Origin of the sequence: Micromonospora sp. WMMA1923, assembly GCF_049179195.1 — a bacterium.
Taxonomy (GTDB): domain Bacteria; phylum Actinomycetota; class Actinomycetes; order Mycobacteriales; family Micromonosporaceae; genus Micromonospora; species Micromonospora yangpuensis.
Genome location: NZ_JBMHLZ010000001.1, coordinates 4703618 through 4723706 on the forward strand (window position 1 = coordinate 4703618; position 20089 = coordinate 4723706).

General features: G+C 74.0%; 11 protein-coding genes. 4 read left to right on the forward strand and 7 right to left on the reverse strand.

Features of this window, described 5'->3' with window-relative positions:
* Window positions 1–41: 41 nt before the first annotated feature.
* The 5 genes from ACN28G_RS21260 to ACN28G_RS21280 all read right to left on the reverse strand — a co-directional run bounded on the left by ACN28G_RS21260 (window position 42) and on the right by ACN28G_RS21280 (window position 10537).
* Window positions 42–1346, reverse strand: coding sequence for a DEAD/DEAH box helicase (locus ACN28G_RS21260; protein WP_091443397.1), 1305 nt, complete (start codon window positions 1344–1346; stop codon window positions 42–44).
* Window positions 1347–1557: 211 nt separating this feature from the next.
* Window positions 1558–1761 (reverse strand): cold-shock protein, encoded by a 204-nt coding sequence (locus ACN28G_RS21265; protein ID WP_091443400.1) that lies wholly within the window; start codon window positions 1759–1761, stop codon window positions 1558–1560.
* A gap of 200 nt (window positions 1762–1961) precedes the next feature.
* Window positions 1962–5417, reverse strand: a complete 3456-nt coding sequence (locus ACN28G_RS21270; protein WP_421480192.1) for a UvrD-helicase domain-containing protein — start codon at window positions 5415–5417, stop codon at window positions 1962–1964.
* A 35-nt stretch (window positions 5418–5452) separates the two neighbouring features.
* Window positions 5453–9172, reverse strand: a complete 3720-nt coding sequence (locus tag ACN28G_RS21275; protein WP_421480193.1) for an ATP-dependent helicase — start codon at window positions 9170–9172, stop codon at window positions 5453–5455.
* 519 nt (window positions 9173–9691) lie between these two features.
* Window positions 9692–10537, reverse strand: coding sequence for a TIGR00730 family Rossman fold protein (locus tag ACN28G_RS21280; protein ID WP_091443411.1), 846 nt, complete (start codon window positions 10535–10537; stop codon window positions 9692–9694).
* A gap of 153 nt (window positions 10538–10690) precedes the next feature.
* On the opposite strand from ACN28G_RS21280, the gene ACN28G_RS21285 reads away from it, so the two are divergent.
* Window positions 10691–10858, forward strand: a complete 168-nt coding sequence (locus ACN28G_RS21285) for a hypothetical protein (protein ID WP_175440385.1) — start codon at window positions 10691–10693, stop codon at window positions 10856–10858.
* Window positions 10859–10900: 42 nt separating this feature from the next.
* Here the strand turns inward: ACN28G_RS21285 and dapE are convergent, their stop codons facing one another.
* Window positions 10901–11974, reverse strand: coding sequence for a succinyl-diaminopimelate desuccinylase (gene dapE / locus ACN28G_RS21290; RefSeq protein ID WP_091443415.1), 1074 nt, complete (start codon window positions 11972–11974; stop codon window positions 10901–10903).
* 142 nt (window positions 11975–12116) lie between these two features.
* Here dapE and dapD point away from each other — a divergent pair, with 142 nt between their 5' ends.
* Entirely contained in the window at window positions 12117–13076 is a 960-nt protein-coding gene (gene dapD / locus ACN28G_RS21295; RefSeq protein ID WP_421480194.1) for a 2,3,4,5-tetrahydropyridine-2,6-dicarboxylate N-succinyltransferase, read from the forward strand.
* 118 nt (window positions 13077–13194) lie between these two features.
* Here the strand turns inward: dapD and ACN28G_RS21300 are convergent, their stop codons facing one another.
* Window positions 13195–16593: a S8 family serine peptidase gene (locus tag ACN28G_RS21300; RefSeq protein WP_421480195.1), complete on the reverse strand. Its 3399-nt coding sequence runs from the start codon at window positions 16591–16593 to the stop codon at window positions 13195–13197.
* A gap of 137 nt (window positions 16594–16730) precedes the next feature.
* Here ACN28G_RS21300 and ACN28G_RS21305 point away from each other — a divergent pair, with 137 nt between their 5' ends.
* Both ACN28G_RS21305 and ACN28G_RS21310 read left to right on the forward strand, forming a co-directional pair.
* On the forward strand, window positions 16731–17267 hold the full coding sequence (locus ACN28G_RS21305) for a sugar O-acetyltransferase (RefSeq protein ID WP_091443422.1): 537 nt from the start codon (window positions 16731–16733) through the stop codon (window positions 17265–17267).
* A gap of 101 nt (window positions 17268–17368) precedes the next feature.
* On the forward strand, window positions 17369–20026 hold the full coding sequence (locus ACN28G_RS21310; protein WP_421480196.1) for a hypothetical protein: 2658 nt from the start codon (window positions 17369–17371) through the stop codon (window positions 20024–20026).
* Window positions 20027–20089: the final 63 nt, after the last annotated feature.

The following is a 20089-nucleotide window of genomic DNA, read 5'->3' on the forward strand; positions in this document are numbered from 1 at the left end:
GAGAACGGCGGTGGCGGGCGTCGACTGTCAGCAGGTGCGGCTCAGGCGGTACGCGGGCGGCGCGGACGCCGGGACCGGCCGGAGGCCCGGTGCGAGGTACGTCCCGCACCGGCACCCGCACCGGTCGCGGCACGGGCCGGGGTGGCCGGCGGGGCGACGATGGTCACCGGCACACCGGAGGGCTCCCGGGCGCCGGTCACCCGGGCCAGCGCCTCGTCACCGGGGCGTACCTGGGTGGAGTGCGGCTTGATGCCGGCGACGCTCATCAGCTTGGAGACGTCCCGGCGCTGCTCGGGCAGGACCAGGGTGACCACGGTGCCGGACTCGCCGGCCCGGGCGGTCCGGCCGCCCCGGTGCAGGTAGTCCTTGGCCTCGGTCGGCGGGTCGACGTTGACCACCAGGTCGAGGCCGTCCACGTGGATGCCCCGGGCCGCCACGTCGGTGGCGACCAACGCGGTCACCTGCCCGTTGCGGAACTGCTCCAGGATCCGGGTGCGCTGCGGCTGCGACTTGCCACCGTGCAGCGCGGCGGCGCGTACCCCCTTGGACAGCAACTGCCGGGCCACCCGGTCGGCGCGGTGCTTGGTGCCCATGAACAGGATGGTCCGCCCCTCGCGGGCGGCGATCTGGGTGAGCGCGGCGGGCTTGTCCACCGCGTCGACGTGCAGCACGTGGTGGGCCATCGCGGTCACCGTGGCGGTGCCCGGGTCGACCGAGTGGGTGACCGGGTTCGACAGGTACCGGCGGACCAGCCGGTCCACGCCCCGGTCCAGGGTGGCCGAGAAGAGCATCCGCTGCCCGCCCCGGGCGACCTGCTCCAGCAGCTTGGTGACCTGCGGCAGGAAGCCCATGTCGGCCATCTGGTCGGCCTCGTCGAGGACGGTGATCGCCACCTGGTCCAGCCGGGCGTCACCCCGGTCGATCAGGTCGTGCAGCCGGCCGGGGGTGGCCACGACCACCTCGGCGCCGGCGCGCAGGGCGTCGGCCTGACGCTGCAGCGAGAGGCCGCCCACCACGGTGGCGATACGCAGTCCGACCGCGCGGGCGTACGGGGTGAGCGCGGTGGTGACCTGCTGGGCCAGCTCCCGGGTCGGCACCAGCACCAGCGCGAGCGGGCGGCCGGGCCGGGCCCGCTGACCGGCCGTACGGTGCAGCAGCGCGAGTCCGAAGGCGAGGGTCTTGCCGGAGCCGGTCCGACCCCGGCCGAGCACGTCCCGGCCGGCGAGCGAGTCCGGGAGGGTGGCCGACTGGATCGGGAACGGCTCGGCGATGCCCTGCGCGGTCAGGGCGGTCAGCAGCGCCGGGTCCAGCCCGGTGGTGCCGAACGAAGGAATGACAGTGGTCATGGTGAAGCCTCTCCTCGACGCGGCACGTGTCGAGGAGGGCGCCGGAGGGCGCTGCCACCGGGGCCTGGGCGCCGGTGGTCACAAGCACGAACCGAATGGGTACGGGCGGCCCACCCGCGCCGCGCCCGACGTCGGTCGGGCGCGGCACGGCGGACCTGCCACGTCACCGCCTCCTGGCGGAGGTGGTGGATGTCGCTGGTGGTGCGGTGAATCAGATCGGGCGGATGTTCTCCGCCTGCGGGCCCTTCTGGCCCTGGGTCACCTCGAACTCGACGCGCTGGTTCTCGTCCAGGCTCCGGTAGCCAGAAGTCTGGATGGCCGAGAAGTGGGCGAAGACGTCGGCTCCGCCGCCGTCCGGGGTGATGAAGCCGAAGCCCTTGTCAGCGTTGAACCACTTGACGGTACCAATTGCCATGTGTTTCGTCTCCTTGACGGAACGTGCTCACCCGCAACTGTTGCGGGCCGAGTGGGAGCGTCCCGCGCATCGCTGCGCGGGTCGCACGTCGCTGCTGGTCGCCCCGCCCGGAGAACTCCGGACACGACAAAATGCGCCTGGGCCACAATCCGCCAGGCGCACACAGAGTCTCTGGTAACCAAAACTGCAACCCGCACAGCCTAACACGGATCAGCCAACATGCAGCCCCCCGCCGAGATTTCCGGCAGCGCGGTGATCAACGCGGTCAGACCGGCGGCGTCCAGCAGGTCGGCCGGGCGCACGGTGACCCCGTCCCGGACGTGGTGGAACGCCGCACCCACCTGCTCGACCGGGACGCCGGCCAGCTCCGCCCAGGCCAGCCGGTAGACGGCCAACTGCACCGCGGCGGCCTGCGCGTCGTCGCCGGTGGGCTGCCGCCCGGTCTTCCAGTCGACCACGTCGAAGCGCCCACCCGGCCGGGCGAAGACCGCGTCCATCCGCCCCCGGACCACCACACCGGCGACGACGGTGGCGAAGGGCACCTCCACCTCGATCGGCACCCGGTCGGCCCACTCGCTGGCCAGGAAGCGCTCCTGCAACTCCACCAGGGCCTCGTCCGGCGCGGCCTCGGCGTCGGCGGCACCGGGCAGCTCGTCCAGGTCGAGCAGCCGGTCCGCGCCGAACCGCTGCTCCAGCCAGGTGTGGAAGGCGGTCCCCCGCCGGGCGTACGGGTTGGGCGCGCTGGGCATCGGCCGGCGCAACGTGCGGGCCAGCGCCTCCGGGTCCCGCCGCAGGGCCACCAACTGGGTCACCGACAGCTGCTCGGGCAGGACCACCTCGACCGCCGCCGCCCGCCGGAGCAACTCGGCCCGCTCGGCCAGCAGCAGGTCGGCCTCCCACCGCCACCGGGCCACCTCCGGATCGTCACCACCGGCGGGCGGACCGCCGCCCGGTGCCGCGCCGCCCGGTGCCGCGCCGCCGTCGGGCGGGTCACCAGCGCCGGCGGGGTCGCCGGGCGGACCGGCCGGGTCGGTCAGGAAGCGCCGGACCAGCGCGGCGGCCTCGGTCAACGCCGGCCGCCGCCCACCCAACGGATCGGCCGGCCACTCGGCGCGCAGCACCACCTCCGTGGTCGGGTTGACCGCGTCACCCGCCGGCTCCGGCGCCCACTCGTCGACCAGGAAGCCGGCCCCGCCGGCCAGGCAGGCGTCGTGCACCTCACGGAGGAACACCGACGGGCCCCGGGGACGCTTCGTCTGCTCCCCCCACCAGTACCCGGAACAGAGCAGCAGCCGGCGCGGCCGGGTCACCGCGACGTACGCCAGCCGGCGCTCCTCCCGCTCGTCGTGGGCCCGCCAGGCGTCGGTGAAGTCGGCAAAGGCCCGGGCCACCCCACGTTGGTCCTCCGCGTCGTCCAGGGAGAACTCCGGCAGGCCGTCGGCGTCCCCGCGCAACGGGAACGGCAGCACCCCCAGCCCACCGAGCCAGTGGTCGGAGTTGCGGACCACCCCCGGCCAGCCGCCCCGGGTCAGCCCGGCCACCGCCACCACGTCCCACTCCAGGCCCTTGGCGGCGTGTGCGGTGAGGATCTGCACCGCGCCCTCCACCACCTCCACCTCGCCGGGGGTCAGCCCCCGCTCGGAGTCCTCGGCGGCGGTGAGGAAGGCCAGGAAACCGGCGAGCGTCGCGCCCGGGGTCTCGCCGCTGAACCGGGCCGCGGTGTCACCGAGCGCGTCCAGGTGGCCCCGGGCCAGCCCGGCGTCGCCGGTGCCGTCCCGACCGGCCCGGACCGCGACCTCCACGTCCAGGCCGATAGTCCGCTCGACGTCCGCGATCAGCTCCGGCAGGCTCTGGTCCATCCGGTACCGCAACAACGCCAGCTCCCGGGAGTACGCGCGCAGCCGCGCGAACCCCTCCGCCGAGTACGCCTGCGCCGGCCCCAGGTCGGCCAGCGCCTCGACGAGCGTCGCCTCGTCCAACCGGTCGACGGTGATCTCCGGATCGTCGGCGCCGGTCAGCTGCTGCCGGGCGGTGGCCAGGGTCCGGGCCCGCCGGTGCAGCGCCACCAGGTCCCGTGGCCCGATCCGCCAACGGGCCCCGGTCAGCAGCCGCAGCAGCGCGGCACCGTCGGTCGGGTCGGCCAGCACCCGCAGCGTGCACACCACGTCCCGGACCTCCGGGGTGTCCAGCAGCCCGCCCAACCCGACCACCTCGACCGGCAGCCCCCGGTCCCGTAGGGCCGCCTCGATGGCCGGGATCTGGCTACGCAGCCGGACCAGCACGGCCGTGGTCGGCCGCCGCTCCACCGGAATGTGTTCCGGCGACGCGTCCGGTTGCCGGGCCGCACCCCGCCAGGCCGCGAGCACGCTGTCGGCGATCCAGGCGGCCTCGTCGACGTAGGTGGGCAGCAGCGCGCAGTGCAGCGTGCCCCCGGCGGCACCACGCGGACTGCGGTGCGCGACCGGCTCGGCCACGCTCATCGCCGCCCGCAGCTCGGGCACCCGGGCCCCGGCCGCCCGCAGCGGCGTGGCCAGGGCGTTGGCCACCGAGAGGATCTCCGGCCGGTTACGCCAGCTCGTGGTCAGGCCCAACACCCGCGCCGGTACGCCCACCGAGTCGACGAAGTCGCCGGGGAACCGGTCCAGGGTGCCCGCGCTCGCCCCCCGCCAGCCGTAGATGGACTGGCACGGGTCACCCACCGCGGTCACCGGATGGCCACCACCGAAGAGCGAGTGCAGCAGGACCACCTGCGCATGGCTGGTGTCCTGGTACTCGTCCAGCAGCACCACCCGGAACCGGTCCCGCTCGATCTCACCCACCCCGGGATGGTCCCGGGCCACCCGGGCCGCCCGGGCCAACTGGTCGGCGAAGTCCATCGCCTCGAAGTCGTCCTTGCGTCGGGCGTACGCCCGCACCAGCGGCAGCAGCCGCAGCCGGGTCTGCTGACGGGCCAACGCCCGGCGCACGTCGGCGTAGATCCGCCCCGGACGCGACTGCACCTCGGCGAAGAACCGGCCGGTCCAGGCGGCCAGGGTGTCCGGGTCCACCAGGTGCTCGTCCAACTCGCCGGCGAGCGCCAACACCGCGTCGGTGATGGTGCTCGGCATCCGCTCCACCTCGGACATGTCCCCGTCGTAGTTGCGCACCAGCAGGTCCACCAACTGCCAACGGGACGCCTCGGTGAGCAGCCGGGTGGCCGGCTCGTACCCGGCGCGCAGGCCGTGCTCGGTGACGATCCGGGCGGCGTACGAGTGGTACGTCGACACGGTCGGCTCACCGGCGAACGGATCGTCGAGCGGGTCCCGGCTGCGCCGGCCCAGCCGCCGGACCAGCTGGTCCAACCGGGTACGCACCCGGTGCCCCAGCTCACCGGCGGCCTTACGGGTGAAGGTGAGCCCGAGGACGTGCTCGGGCCGGACGTACGAGTTGGCCACCAGCCAGACCACCCGGGCGGCCATCGTCTCGGTCTTGCCCGACCCGGCGCCCGCGACCACCAGCAGCGGTTGCACCGGCGCGGCGATGATCGCCGCCTGTTCCCGGGTCGGTGCCGGCAGCCGGAGCAGCTTCGCCAGCTCGACCGGGGTGTACCGGGGACCGGCGTCGGCCGACCGGGGCGCCGGTGCCGGGGCGGCGGGGAAGAGCGCGGGCTGCGTCACCGGGGGGCCTCAGCTCGCACGGTCACTCCTCGCGGTCATGCCGGACCCGCAGACGTCGGAGGTTCGACCACCTGTCGGCCCTGGCCGGAGATCGGGCAGCTGGTGCGTACCGGGCAGACCCGGCACTTCGAGTTGGCGACCGCGGCGAACGTCGCCGCGGCCATCGTATCGGCGGTCCGCCTGACCAGCGCGGTCGCCCAGCCGGCCGCGGGCCCCTCACCGGCCGGGGCCTGGCTCTGCTCCCGGGCGTCCTGCCCGCCGGTGCCGAGCTGCACCAGGGCCGCCCCGCCGGAGGTCTCACCGAACTCGGCGAACGCCCCCGCCTCGACCGCCGCCTGGTACGCGCCCAGCTGCGGATGCTCGGCCAGGTCGGTCGCGTTGACCGCGGTGGACTTGCCGGTCTTCAGGTCGACCACGACGAGCCGGCCGTCCGCGTCGACCTCCAGCCGGTCCACCCGGCCATTCAGCTCGACCGGCCGGTCCGGGTCATCCAGGCGTACCGCGAACTCGTGTTCGATGGCGAGCAGTCGGCGCGGGTTGCCGGCCAGCCACCGCAGCAGCTTGTCCACCATGGCCTCGGCGCGGGCCTGCTCCGGCCCGGCCATCCAGCGGGCGGCCAGCTCGATGGCGTCGAACCGGGCGGTGACGTACTCCAGCAGGGCCGACCGGTCGACGCTGGCGTCCTCGGCGAGCATCGCCGCGGCGTGCACCAGGTTGCCGACGCCCTGCGCGGTACTGGCCGGCCCGCTGCCGCCGTGCCGTTCCAGCAGCCAACGCAGACTGCACCGCAGCGCGCTCTCCATCCCCGACGGGGTGACCCGCACCGGCTCGCCCTCGTCGACCAGCGGCCGGTCGTCGGAGAGCCCGCGCAACCCCCACCAGTCGTCCGGATGCGCGCCGGGCACCCCGGCGGCGGCGAGCCGGGCCAGCTCACCCGCCGCCGCCCGCCGCCGGGCCGCCGACGCCGAGGGGTCGGTGACCGCGGTACGCAGCTCCGCGACCAGGGCGGACAGGGTCAACGCCCGGGGCGGCCGCCCCACCGGCAGGACGGTCCCCGCCGGTCCCGCGTCGTCCGGTCCCGGCTGGTCGGGTGGTACGGCGTCGTCCGGGCCTGGCGGGGTCAGGCCGCCGGGGTCGTCCGGGTCGGTCGGTCCGGTGCTGGGGCCGAGTTCGTGGAGGAACCGGCTGGGCTGCTCCTCGTGGTCGTCCCCGCCGACCGAGGCCGAGGCGACGGCGCTGACCAGCAACCGTCGGCGGGCCCGGGTGACCGCCACGTGGAAGAGCCGCCGCTCCTCGTCCAGCATCGCCGAGGTCTGCCCGACCAGGCTGGCCAACCGGCCGGTCCCGGCGGCCCGGCCGGACAGCACGTCGACCAGGCGTTCCGAGCCGAGCAAACTGCCGCGCAGACGCAGGTCCGGCCAGACGCCCTCCTGCACCCCGACGACGGCGACCAGGTCCCACTCCAGGCCCTTCGCGGCGTGCGCGGTGAGCAGCCGGACCGCCTCACCCCGGTCGGCCCCGGCGGCCAGGGTGTCCGCCGGCAGATCCTGACCCAGGACGTGGTCGAGGAAGACCTCGGCCCGCGCGCCGGGCAGTCGGTCGGTGAACCGCGCCGCCGCGTCGAAGAGCACCAGTACCGCGTCCAGGTCCCGATCGGCCGCCTCGGCCCGCCAGCGCCGCGCGGTCTCGTGCTCACCGGTGGCCGTCCGACCCGCGACGATCGCACCGCCCCAGCGTTCGGCCAGGCCGCTGGCGTCCCAGGCCGCCCAGAGCACGTCCTCGACGGTGGCACCGGGCCGGTCGGCGGCCTCCCGGGTGACGGCCAGCAGCCCAGCCACGGTCTGCGCCGGCTCGGCCCACCGCCGGTCGATGGCGGCCAGCTCCTCTGGATCCCGCAGCGCGTCGACGATCAGCTCACCGGAGGGGCGACGGTCCCCCACGGCCAGCGCCAGGGCCCGCAGCCCCTGCCGCAGCCGCCGCTCGGCCAACGGATCGGCCCCGCCCAGCGGCGAGTGCAGCAACGCCACCGCGGCCTCCTCGTCCAGCCGCTCCGGCTCCAACGCGCACCGCAGCAGGAGCAGCAGCGGCGCGACGGCCGGCTGCAGGTGCAACGGCAGGTCCTCGCCGTGCACCACGGTCGGCACCCCGGCCGCGTGCAGCGCCCGCCGCAGCGACGGCAACTGCCGGGCGGTCGACCGGACCAGGACCGCCATCCTCGACCACGGCACCCCGTCGAGCAGGTGCGCCGCGCGCAGGGCGTGGGCCAGCCAGGCCGACTCACTGGTGGTGGAACGGAACGTCCGGACCTCGACCGTGCCGGCCGGGGTGTCGGGCAGCGGCGTCAACCGGCGGTGTGCCGCCGGACCACGCAGCCGGCGGGCCAACCGGCCGGCCGCGGTCACCAGCCCGGCCCCCGACCGGTACGAGGTGGTCAGCACCACCCGGGCCGCCGGTGCCCCCGAGGCGGTCCGGAACCGGTGCCCGAAGGAGCTCACCACCTGCGGATCGGCCCCCCGAAAGGCGTACGTCGACGAATCCGGGTCACCGAAGGCGACCAGGGGCTTGCCGCCGCCGGCGATCACCTCCAGCAGGTCCACCTGGGCGGGGTCGGTGTCGGCGAGCTCGTCGACGTACACGTACGACAACCGTCGGCGCTCGGCGGCCAGCAACTCCGGGTCGTCCAACAGCAACCCACGCGCCGCCCGAACCAGCTCGGCCGGGTCGTAGGCGACCGAGCCCCGGTTGGCCACGTCGCGCAGGGCGAGCACCGCGACGTACTCACGCAGGAAGCGCGCGGCCGCCGGCCAGTCGGCCCGGCCCAGCTGCTCACCCAGCCGGGCCAGCTCCGCCGGACCGACCCCGCGCTCCGCCGCCCGCATCAGCAGGTCCCGCAGCTGGGCCGCGAACGCCCGGGTACGCAACGCCGGCCAGAGGTCCTCCGGCCAACCGACCGGATCCACCAGCCCGTCCCCACCGGACGCACCACCCACCGGACCGCCCCCCAGGCCGGCCGCCGAACCCCCCGGACCAGACGCCGAACCCACCGGGCCAGACGCCGAACCAGCCGCCGGGCCGGACGCATCATCCGTCGGGCCACCGGACCGACCGCCCGCCGTCCCGCCGGCGCCATCCGACGCCTCGTGGTCACGGACGGTCGGTGCCCCGGTGGTCGGCGCGGCCCGTACCAGGTCGGCTCGGGCCCGGGCGGTCCGCGTGTCCGGGCCGGCCGCCGGCTCGCCCTCGGGGCTGCCGGCCGGCCCGTCACCTACCAGGTCGAGCAGCTCCCGGATGATCAGATCCTGCTCGGGCCCGGTGAGCAGCCTCGGCGACGGCTCACCCCGCTCGGCCGCGGCCCGCCGGAGCAGACCGAAGGCGTACGCCGGGAAGCTGCGGACCAGCGGCTCCCGCAGCACCAGACGGCCGTCCCGGGCGATGCGCGCCTCGATCCGGCGACGCAGGTCGGTGGCGCCCCGGCGGCCGAAGGTGAGCACCAGGATCCGTTCCGGGTCGACGCCCTCGGCCACCCGCGCGGCAACCGCCTCGATCAGGGTGCTGGTCTTGCCGGTACCCGGCCCTCCGACCACCAGCATCGGCCCGCCGATGTGCCCCACGACCTCGGCCTGCAACGGATCGTCGACCCGTCGTCGCCCATCCCCGCCGGCTGCGGACCGGGCGCCGATCCCGGCCTGCCCGACGGACGACTCCCGCTCGTCGCCGGCCGGCCCGGACGACCCACCGGCCTGCCCGGACCACACGCCGGCCGGCCCGGACGACCCACCGGCCTGCCCGGACCACACGCCGGCCGGCCCGGACGACCCACCGGCCTGCCCGGACCACACGCCGGCCGGCCCGGACGACCCGCCCGACTGCCCGGACCACGCGCCGGACTGCCCGGACCATGTGCCGGACTGGCCGGACCTTTCGCCGGACTGGCCGGGCGACGATTCGGGCCGGTCGCCGGCCGGCCCGGACGATGTGCCAGGCCGGTCGCTGAGCTGCCCGGACGACGGCTCCCGGCCGCCGGCCGCACCGGGACCTACCGACGGTGCGGCGGCACCCGGCTCACCCGGGGGTGCCACCGGGTCCGTCGTGCCCGCCGGTCGCACCAGCCGATAGACCTGCATGTCCCCATCCCACCATCCGGCTGTGACACCTGCTCCGCAGGACACCGGGGAGCGCCCACGGGCTGGCCGACTCCGGACGCGCCGGCCGGACAACCCGTGTGGTTAGAGGGGTTCCCTGCTATACCGAAAGCGTTAACAGGGGGCCCTTCCTTACCGGGAGGGGTCGGCGGCTTCTTGTTGGTCGGCGGCGGTGCGGGCGACGCTCTCGGCGCGTACCGCCTCCTGCTCGGCGGAGAGGGCGGCCTCGGCCTCCACGATGTGCCGTACCGCGGCGTGCACGTCGTCGGTGAGGCAGATCAGTTCCAGGTCGACCGGGCCGATCTTGCCATCGGCGGCCATCGTGTCACGCAGCCAGTCGAGCAGTCCGCGCCAGTACGCGGTGCCCATCAGCACCACCGGGAAGCGGGTGACCTTGCCGGTCTGGACCAGGGTGAGCGCCTCGAACAGCTCGTCCATGGTGCCGAAGCCACCGGGCAGCACCACGAACGCCTGGGCGTACTTGACGAACATGGTCTTGCGGGCGAAGAAGTAGCGGAAGTCGATGGCCAGGTCGACCCACTCGTTGATGCCCTGCTCGAAGGGGAGTTCGATGCCGAGTCCGACGGAGAGCCCGCCGGCCTCGCTGGCCCCCCGGTTGGCCGCCTCCATCACGCCCGGTCCACCGCCGGTGATGACCGCGTACCCGGCGTCGGCCAGGGCCGCGCCCAGCGACTCGGCCAACTGGCACTCGGGGCTGTCCGGCTTGCTGCGGGCGGAGCCGAAGACGCTGACCGCCGGCGGCAGGTCGGCCAGCGTGTCGAAGCCCTCCACGAACTCCGACAGGATGCGCAGCGCCCGCCAGGCGTCCTTGGTCTTCCAGTCGCTGCGTTCCCGGGAGTCCAGCAGGCGCTGATCGGCGGTACTGTTCGGAATGGCACCGCGACGCAGGGTGACGGCACCCCGGTGTCGTTCCCGACCGGGCCCCCGGCGTGCGTCGCGCCTGTCGCTGTTACTCATGGCAGCAACCGTAGTGGAGCAGCACCTTTGGGGTACGCGTGCCGGACATCCGACAAAGTTTTCGCGATCTTGGGCAACTAATTCGGTGGCCGGTACGTCTTACTATTCACATACCGGGTATGCCCGGCGCGCGCTTCGGGGGAGGAGCAGAGCGTGATCAGTAACAGCGAGATGCTCAGGATCAGGCGACAGATGCAGCGGCGGATCCGCGACGTGGTGGCCGAGCGCCGCCGCGCCCGCCTGATCGAGCACGCCGTCGCCGACGAACCGGCGGCTGCCCCGGCGGCCACCGACCCGGCCACCCTGACCCGTACCTCCTGACGACCGCCGCCCCACCCGGACGGGCGGGGCGGCGGCGACCGGTCAGGCCGGGGCCAGCCAGCGGTGCAGGGTGGCGGCACCGTCGCGGATCTTGCCGATCTCGACGTGCTCGTCCGGGTGGTGGGCCAGGTTGGGGTCACCCGGTCCGAAGTTGAGCGCCGGCACGCCCATGGCCGCGAAACGGGCCACGTCCGTCCAGCCCAGCTTGCCGATCGGCGCCGCGCCGACCGCCGCCACGAACTCCTTCGCCGGGGCCGCCTCCAGGCCGGGCAGGGCACCGGCCGCCGAGTCGGTCACGGTCAACTCGAACCCGGCGAAGACCTCCCGCAGGTGCGCCTCGGCGTCGGCCGGCGTCCGGTCCGGGGCGAACCGGTAGTTGACCTCGATCTCGCAGTGGTCCGGGACCACGTTGCCGGCCACCCCGCCGGAGATCCGGACCGCGTTCATCCCCTCCCGGTAGTCGCAGCCGTCGATGGTGACCCGCCGGGCCTCGTACGTCTGCAACCGGCGCAGCACCTCACCGGCGCCGTGGATGGCGTTCACCCCGTGCCAGGAACGCGCCGAGTGGGCGCGTACCCCGGTGGTGGTGACCCGGGCCCGCATCGTCCCCTGGCAGCCGGCCTCGACGATGCCGTACGTCGGCTCCAGCAGCAGCGCGAAGTCCGCCGTCAACCACTCCGGGTGCGCCTCGGCGACCAGGAAGAGCCCGTTGTACGTCGACTCGATCTCCTCCGCCTCGTAGAAGAAGTACGTCACGTCGTAGCGCGGCTCGGGCACGGTGACCGCCAGGTGCAGCGCGTACGCCACCCCGGACTTCATGTCGGAGGTGCCGCAGCCGTACATCAGGTCGCCCCGCAGGGTGGACGGGAAGTTGTTGTTCAACGGAACCGTGTCCAGGTGCCCGGCGAGCACCACCCGCTGGGCCCGACCCAGTTCGGTACGGGCCATCACCGTGTTGCCGTACCGGTGGGTGCTCAGGTGCCCGACCTTGCGCAGCACCTCCTCCACACAGTCGGCGATCGCCTTCTCGTTGCGGGAGACGGACTCTATGTCGACCAGGGCGCGGGTCAGGGCCACCGGATCGGCGAGGACCTCGGGGGTAAGCGGGTTCTCCATGATTGGCACGGTACCGTCAGATCCGGTGTGCGTGAGCAGCGAGCGTGCCGCGCGACGACCGCGTGGAGATCCGCCCGCCGCGCCCCGGCCACGGCGCTCCGTGCGTGGCCGCGCCACCGTCGACGAGGAGAAAGGTGCAGCAGTGACCTCCGCAGAACCCGCCTGGGGCATCGGCCTGGCCACCGTCACCGCCGAGGGACAGGTGCTCGACACCTGGTACCCGACCGGCAAGCTGGGGCTCGGCGAGTTGCCGTTGGTCCCCGGTGAGGACCAGGGCGACGTGCTCGACCTGCCACCGGGCGCGATCGGTGACCGGGTGCTGCCCGGTCTGCGTACCGTCGAGGTGGTGACCGTGATCGGGTCGCTGGAGGACCCGATCAAGGACACCTCCGACGCGTACCTGAGGTTGCACCTGCTCTCCCACCGCCTGGTCCGGCCCAACGAGCTGAACCTCGACGGCATCTTCGGCAAGCTGGCGAACGTGGCCTGGACCTCGGCCGGGCCGTGCCCGCCGGAGCGGGTCGACGAGCTGCGGGTGATCGAGCGGGCCGCCGGCCGCCACCTGGCCGTGTACGGGGTGGACAAGTTCCCCCGGATGACCGACTACGTAATCCCCTCCGGGGTCCGGATCGCCGACGCCGACCGGGTCCGGCTCGGCGCGTACCTCGCCCCCGGCACCACGGTCATGCACGAGGGCTTCGTGAACTTCAACGGCGGCACGCTGGGCACCTCGATGGTCGAGGGGCGCATCGTGCAGGGCGTGGTGGTGGGTGACGGCTCCGACATCGGCGGCGGCGCGTCGATCATGGGCACCCTCTCCGGCGGCGGCACCGACCGGGTACGCATCGGCGAGCGGAGCCTGATCGGCGCCAACGCGGGCGTCGGCATCTCGCTCGGTGACGACTGCGTGGTGGAGGCCGGCTGCTACATCACCGCCCCCTCCAAAATCAAGCTTCCGGACGGCAAGGTGGTCAAGGCCCGGGACCTCTCCGGGGTCGACGGCCTGCTCTTCTGGCGCAACTCGGTGACCGGCGCGCTGGAGGCCAAGCCCCGCACCGGCCAGGGCATCACCCTCAACGCCGCCCTGCACGCCAACGACTGACGTGCAAGGAAGGGCCCCTTCCTAACGCTTTCTGTATAGGAAGGGGCCCTTCCAAACGCTTCTGGCGCCCCGGTGGTCCCGGTGGTCCCGGCCGTCACGCCGGGACCACCGGGGAGGTTCACCGCAGGCGGTACGCCTGGATGATCTCCTGGGTCACCGTGTTGCCGGCGGTGTCCCGGGCGGTGGCCCGCAGCGAGGCGTACCCCTTGCCGGCGGGGTGGTGTGCCGCGACCATCCACTGCTTGCCTACCTGGTACACCCGCGCCGTGCGCCAGTGCTTCCCGCCGTCGTACGACAGCTCCACGCTCAGCGACTTGACCTTCGCCGCCGGCGCGCCGGGCTGGCGCTCCACCTCGACCGGGATGAGGAACGGCTTGCCGGCCGCCGCGCTGTTGTCGGCGCGCAGCGGCGGCTGGAAGCGGACCGCCATGGCGGGCAATCCGACCGGTTCGTCTCCCGGCACGTGCGTGGAGACGAAGGTCCACGCGGCGTCGACCCGGGTGCTCAGGTCGGTGAAGCCGCGGGTCGTGGACACCTCCAGCCGGTACGTGGCGCCACCGGCGGGCACGGGGAACTCGGCCCACCCCGCGTCGGAGGTCTCGTCGACCAGCTTGCCGTCGCGGTACAGCGCCACCCGGGCGGTGTCGGTGAGCGAGTAGCCCCGGTGGCCCGCCTGGTCGCTGTAGAGCGACAGGTCGACCAGGATGGTGTCACCGATGCGGCTCACCCCCTGCCCCGGCCAGCGTGGCTTCGCCAGTGACGGCCCGTACGGCGCGACGTTCCAGGTGTCCCGGTAGGTCCGACCGGCCCGGTAGGCGGTCGGGGCGGACTCCAGCATCGAGTGGGCGTCCAGCCAGCCATCCTCGGTCGGCTTCCCGAAGGACAGCACGGACGACCACTGCACCCCGTTGGTGTTGTGGTACTCGGTCCGCTCCCCCGGCACCGCGACGGGCAGGACGACCGCGGACGAGCCGACCGGGTACTTCGCGGACTCGCCGAAGGTCACCCGTTCGACGTCCAGCCCCGGGTCGGGACCCCGGAACCGGTGCACCGCCGTGGCCAGGTCCCGCTTGCGGTAGTCCTTGGTGAATCCGGTCGGGAAGCGACCCGGGACCGCCTCGGTGACCGCGTACAGGTAGGGAGTGCTCGACACGTCCGGGTCGGTCCACTGGGCGGCGACCGTGGCGACGAAGCGCTCGGCAGGCACCCGGGCACCGAGGTTGGCGGACCGCAGGCCGGTGAAGTCGTCGGTACCCAGGCCGAAGCCGAAGCCGTAGTCGTCGCCGAGCCAGTTCGCACCCAGGTCGACCATCACGGGGACGGCGGAGGGCTCCGGCACCGACATCCGGACCGGCTTCGCCTTGCGCGCGTCGATGGTCAACTCGGTCGGCCCGTCGACTGTCAACTCCGGCTGCACCAGGGCGCTCACCCCGGCCAACTCCTCGCCGTCGATCTCCAGGAGGTAGCTGACCAGCCCGTACCGGCCCTTGGGCAGCCGGGCCGTGGCGGTGCCGTCCTCGGCGTACAGGTCGTGGTAGGCGGGCCGGTCCAGGCCCACCAGGGTGGTCCACGGCTCGGCCGCCGGCGCCCCGGTGGAGTCCAGGTGCCGGACGGTCACCGGGTAGCTCTCCACCTCGCGGTGCACGGCCAACGCGGTGACCGCCCGGACCGTGCCGGAGCTGGCGACGATCCGGCCGGTGTAGTAGCCGTCCGGGCCGGTGACGCTGGTGTCGGCGGTGACGTCGGCCTTGGCCGTACCGCCGGCCGGCACGGTGACCCGGGTGGTGGAGAGGGTGACCGCACCCGCCGGGGCCGGCTCGCCGTCCGGGCCGGTGACCTCGGCGGCCAGGTCGAGGGTCAGCGCCGTGCTGCCGGCGTTGTGCCAGGTCACGGTCCGGTTGATCGGCTCGTCGTCGTCGTGCGGCCACTCGGTACGGCCGAACGAGACGCTTACCGGGTCGCTGGTGACCACCTGGGTGATCGCCTTGGCCACGTCGACCCGGCCAGCGCCCTGCTGGTACGCGGTCAACTCCGGGTGGGGCTTGGCCGAGGCGGTCAGGGTCGCCTTGAGCTGGCCGGCCTGCCAGTCCGGGTGCTGCTGGGCGAGCAGCGCCACCGAGCCGGCCACGTGCGGGGTGGCCATCGAGGTGCCGGAGGCGGCCACGTACTGGCCGGCGACCACGTCGCCCATGGTGGTGCCGCTGGCCCGGGCGGCCACGATGTCCACGCCGGGCGCGGTGATGTCCGGTTTGAGGGCGTCGTCACCGACCCGGGGGCCACGGCTGGAGAACTCGGCCAACTCGTCGTCGCGGTCCACCGCGCCGACGGTGAGCGCCGCGTCCGCCGAGCCGGGCGAGCCGACCGAGCCGTCGCTGCCGTCGTTGCCGGCGGCGATCACGAAGAGGGTGCCGGTCTCGGCGGTCAGGGTGTTGACCGCCTCCTCCAGCGGGTCGATCTCCGGGCCGTCCCACCCGCCGAGGCTCAGGTTGACCACGGTGGCCTGCTTCTCCTGGGCGGCCCACTGCATGCCGGCCAGGATCGCCGATTCGGTGCAGAAGGTGGACTCGCAGACCTTCCCGCTGAGCAGCGTCGCGTCCGGGGCGACGCCGCGGTACTTCCCGCCGGAGGCCGCGCCGCTGCCGGCGATGGTCGAGGCGACGTGCGTGCCGTGTCCGACGGTGTCGCCGGTCTCGGTCACCTCGCTGAAGTTGCGGCTCTCGGCGACCCGGCCGACGAGGTCGGGGTGGGCGGCGTCGATGCCGGTGTCCAGCACGGCGACGGTCACCCCCCGGCCGGTCCAGCCGGCCTGGTGGGCGGCCGGGACACCGATCTGGGCCACGCTGTGGTCGAGGGTGAGCTGTCGTTTGCCGTCCAACCAGATCCGGTCGACACCCCCCGCTGTGTCGGTACGGGCCCGGCTGGAGCCGGCGGTCAACGCCGACCAGACCGCTGCGGTCCGGGCCTTGGGCGCCGTGACCGCCGCCCCCTCGATGGCCGGCAGGTCACGGGTCACCCGGACCCCGCCGAGCGCGGGTGCGCCGCGCCGGGCCGGACCGCCCGGGGCGTACCCGAGCAGTAGCGGCACGTCGTCCCGCCGGGCGTCGTCGTAGCCGGCGGCGACCAGCCCGGTGACGTCGAAGAGCCGGTGGTCAAGCTTGCCGGCGCGGATCAGCGGCAGCGCGTCCTGGGGCAGCACGCTCACCCGCCCCTGGTCCCGGCGGGTCAGGAACCGCATGCCGGCCCGTCCCTCGCCGCGTCGGACGGCGACGTCACCGGCGGCGGTCAGGGTCACCCGGTCCCCGGTGATCAGGGTGACGGTGGCCGTCCGCGCCCCGCCGGGCGGTGCCGACGGCACGGTCCGGGTCGGCCCGGGGTGCTCCGGCTGCCCGGCCGGCGCGGCCGAGGCCGCCGCCGGAACCCCGAACACCAGACCGAGTACGAGACCGAGCGCGATCGATTTTCTACTTCCGTGCAACGGTGCCTCCTCCTGAAGCGTTGTTACTGTCGGGAGTCGCATCGACACCACGGTCGCATCGACACCGGCCAGAATTGCATACCGAGTAGGTATCAGGGAAGACAGAAACATGACCAGTTAGGTACAAAGTGGAGTCATCACCAGGCAACGGGCGGCCGCCGACCTCGATGCGGGAGCGCATGTTGGCAGGTGAGGCGTACCAGGCCGACGACCCGGAGATCACCGCCGACCAGGAGCGTGCCGCCCGACTGATGGAACGCTTCAACGCCAGCCGGGCCGACGACCCGGCCGGGCGACTGGCCGCGCTGCGCGAACTGCTCGGCTCGGTCGGCGACCAGAGCTGGGTCCGGCCGCCGCTGTACTGCGACTACGGCTACCGCATCCACCTCGGACCGCGCAGCTTCGTCAACTACCACGCGGTCCTGCTGGACGTCGCCCCGATCACCATCGGCGCGGACGTCCAACTGGGATCGAACGTCCAACTGCTCACCCCCACCCACCCGGTGGAACCCGGACCCCGCCGGGACAAGTGGGAGGGTTCGGCACCGATCACCATCGGCGACAACGTCTGGCTCGGCAGCGGGGTCATCGTGCTCGCCGGGGTCACCATCGGCGCGAACACGGTGGTCGGCGCCGGCACCGTGGTGACCCGCGACCTGCCGGCGAACGTGGTCGCGGTGGGTAATCCGGCCCGGGTGATCCGCACCTTCGACTGAGGCGATCACGGCATTCACCTGCGAAAACCACTCGATCAGGGGTGGTCGACACGAGCAAAGAGGTGCACTCTGGGTAGCGATACCGTCACCGGGAGGTAGCCATGGCCGGCCGGGTCCTCGAACTACGCGTACACGGGGTGTCCAACACACCCCCGGACCAGATCCTCGGCCTGCAGCCCGAACCCGGTGGTGACGGCCCCCGCCCCTGGTTGGTCGCCGGCGACGAGGTGACCGGCTTCTACCGGTCCACCGCCGCCGGTGCCGCCGACCCACCCACCGCCACACCGCCCGTCGTCGAGGCGTACAGCTGGGGGCAGTTGACCTCCGGCGCGCGGACCGCGCACGACGTCTACCGGGCCTTCTGGACGCTGGTGTTGCCCTTCGCCCTGGCCAACGTCGCACTGCACGCCCGACCGGGCATCCCGCCCGACCCGGACCAGGAACGCTGGGGCAGCCGCTCCGGGATCACCGCCTGGCTGCTGCGGCTGTTCTGCCTGAGCCTGACCGGCACCCTGGCACTGGCCGCCACCGGCATCGGCGTCGACCTGGTCGGCTGGCAGTGCGTCGACGAGGCCTGCCTCGGCCGCATCCCCGGCCCGTGGGAGTTCCTCGGCCACGGCTGGTGGAGCGAGGGCAGCCACCCGCTCGCCGTCGGACTGCTGCTCCCGATCGGCCTGCTGGTCGTCCTCGGCCTGCTGACCTGGCGGACCTACCAGTACGAGGCTCAGATGCCGGCCCAGCCCGCCGTGCCGTCCGGGGAGGACGCCGGCACCACCGCCACCGGCACCACCGCCACCGGGCCGGCACCATCGGACCAGCGACTGGACAACCCGTTGCAGGACCCCACCTTCTGGTGCGGGGAGGGGCAGCTGCGCCGGGCCGCGGTCCTGCACCTGTGCACCGGTACGGCGACCGCCGCGGCGGTGCCGCTCGGCGCGGTGCTCGCGATGGACCCGCCGCACGGGGCGAAAGCCGCCGTCGCCTGGCCCTCGGTTCTGCTCTTCGTCGCCGTGGCGGTCATCGCCGTGGTGGCCCTGGGCCGGCCGTGGCTGAGCCGACGCGCCGGCGCCACCCCGCTCGGGCGGTGGAGCCTGGCGGTCATCGTGCTCACCGGCGTCGGACTGGCCGGCACGGTGCTGTTCCTGCTGCTACCGGAGGGGCCGGCCGGCTCCGCACTGGCCGCGCTGCGCCCGCCGGCCGGCTGCGCCGAGAACCCCCGGCTGGCCGGCTGCCAGGCCGACCGGTCCCTGCCCGGGTACGACTGGATCATCTCCTGGTTCGGCACCGGGCAGGTGCTGCTGCTGATCACGATCGGGGTGGTGAGCCGCTCCGGCCGACGTGCACTGGCCGCTCCGGTCACCGCGGTCCTGCTGCTCGCGGCGGGGGTCGCGTGGATCTCCGGTTGGCTGCCCGGTGTCGCGCCGGCCCCACCGGGGCTGGCGATCTGGATGCTCGCCGTCCCGGCGGGTCTGCTCGCCGGGACCGGGCTGCTGCTGCCCCGTACCGGGCCGGCCAGCACGGCCGTTCCCCCGGCCGGCCACACCGACCTGGCCTGGGGTGGCCGGGGTGCGGCGCTCATCGCCGGCTTCGGCTGGCTGCTCATGATCGCCTACTGCGCCGGCGTCCTCTACTGGGCCGCCGACCGGCTGAACAACGGGGCCACCCCCAGCGGCCGGTCCGCTGTCGTCCCACCGATCCCGGTGATGTGGGCCGGACTGGCCTTCGCGATCGCGCTGCTGACGTTGCTGGTCGTCGTGGTCCACGGCGCGGTCCTGTTCAGCCGGATCCGCTGCCGGGAGTATGCCGGCCTGGTCCCGCCCGGCAACACGCTCTCCGCCCACGAGATCCGTCGCTGCCGGGACGTCAGCACCTACCGGGCGTTGCACCGGCTCGTCGGTGAGCACGGAATCCGGCTCGTCGGCCGGTACGGGGTGGTCGCTGCCCTGCTCGCCGTCAGCGGGTGTGCCGCCGCCCTGTCCCACACCCGCCCCCACCCCATGTCGGTGACCGGCTGGTCGGTGGTGGTCAAGGCGGTCTCCGACATCGGTGACTCCCTGCTCGGCTGGCTACCGGTGGCGATCGCCGGGCTGGGCCTGCTGGTCTACCGCAACGAGACGGTCCGCCGCAGCGTCGGGGTGATCTGGGACATCGCCACCTTCTGGCCCCGGGCCGCGCACCCGCTCGCGCCGCCCAGCTACGCCGAACGGGCGGTGCCGGAACTCCAGACCCGCGCCGCCGGCCTGCTGGCGCTGCCCGAGAACGACCCACGCCGGATGGACGGGATCATCCTCTCCGGCCACAGTCAGGGGACCGTGCTCTGCGCGGCGATGCTCCTGCAACTGCCGGCCCGCTGGCGGCAGCGGATCTGGTTCTTCTCCTACGGATGCCAGCTCACCCGCCTCTACGGGCGGATCTTCCCGGCGTACTTCGGACCGGACCGGCTGCCGGTCCTGGCCGACGCGCTGACCAGACCCGACGCACTGACCGAAGCTGGCGCGCGGACCGAAGCTGGCGCGCGGACCGGCTGGACGAACTTCTGGCGGGAGACCGACCCGCTCGGCTGGCCGGTCGGTGCCGGCGGGCAGGACCTGCCGGTACGCGACCCGGAGGCGCTGCACCCCAGCGACGGGGAGGTCGCCGACCCGCCGATCCGCAGCCACAGCGGCTACCCGGAGGCCGCCGAGTACCGCCGGGAACGGGCCCGGGTCACCTGGCTGCTCCGCCGGCCGGTCCCCGCCCCACGCCAGGGCGTCGACTGAGCAGCCCGCCGCCGGGGTCCGGCAACGCCCGGCAGCCGGACGCCGGCCGGGTCCGTTCCGGTG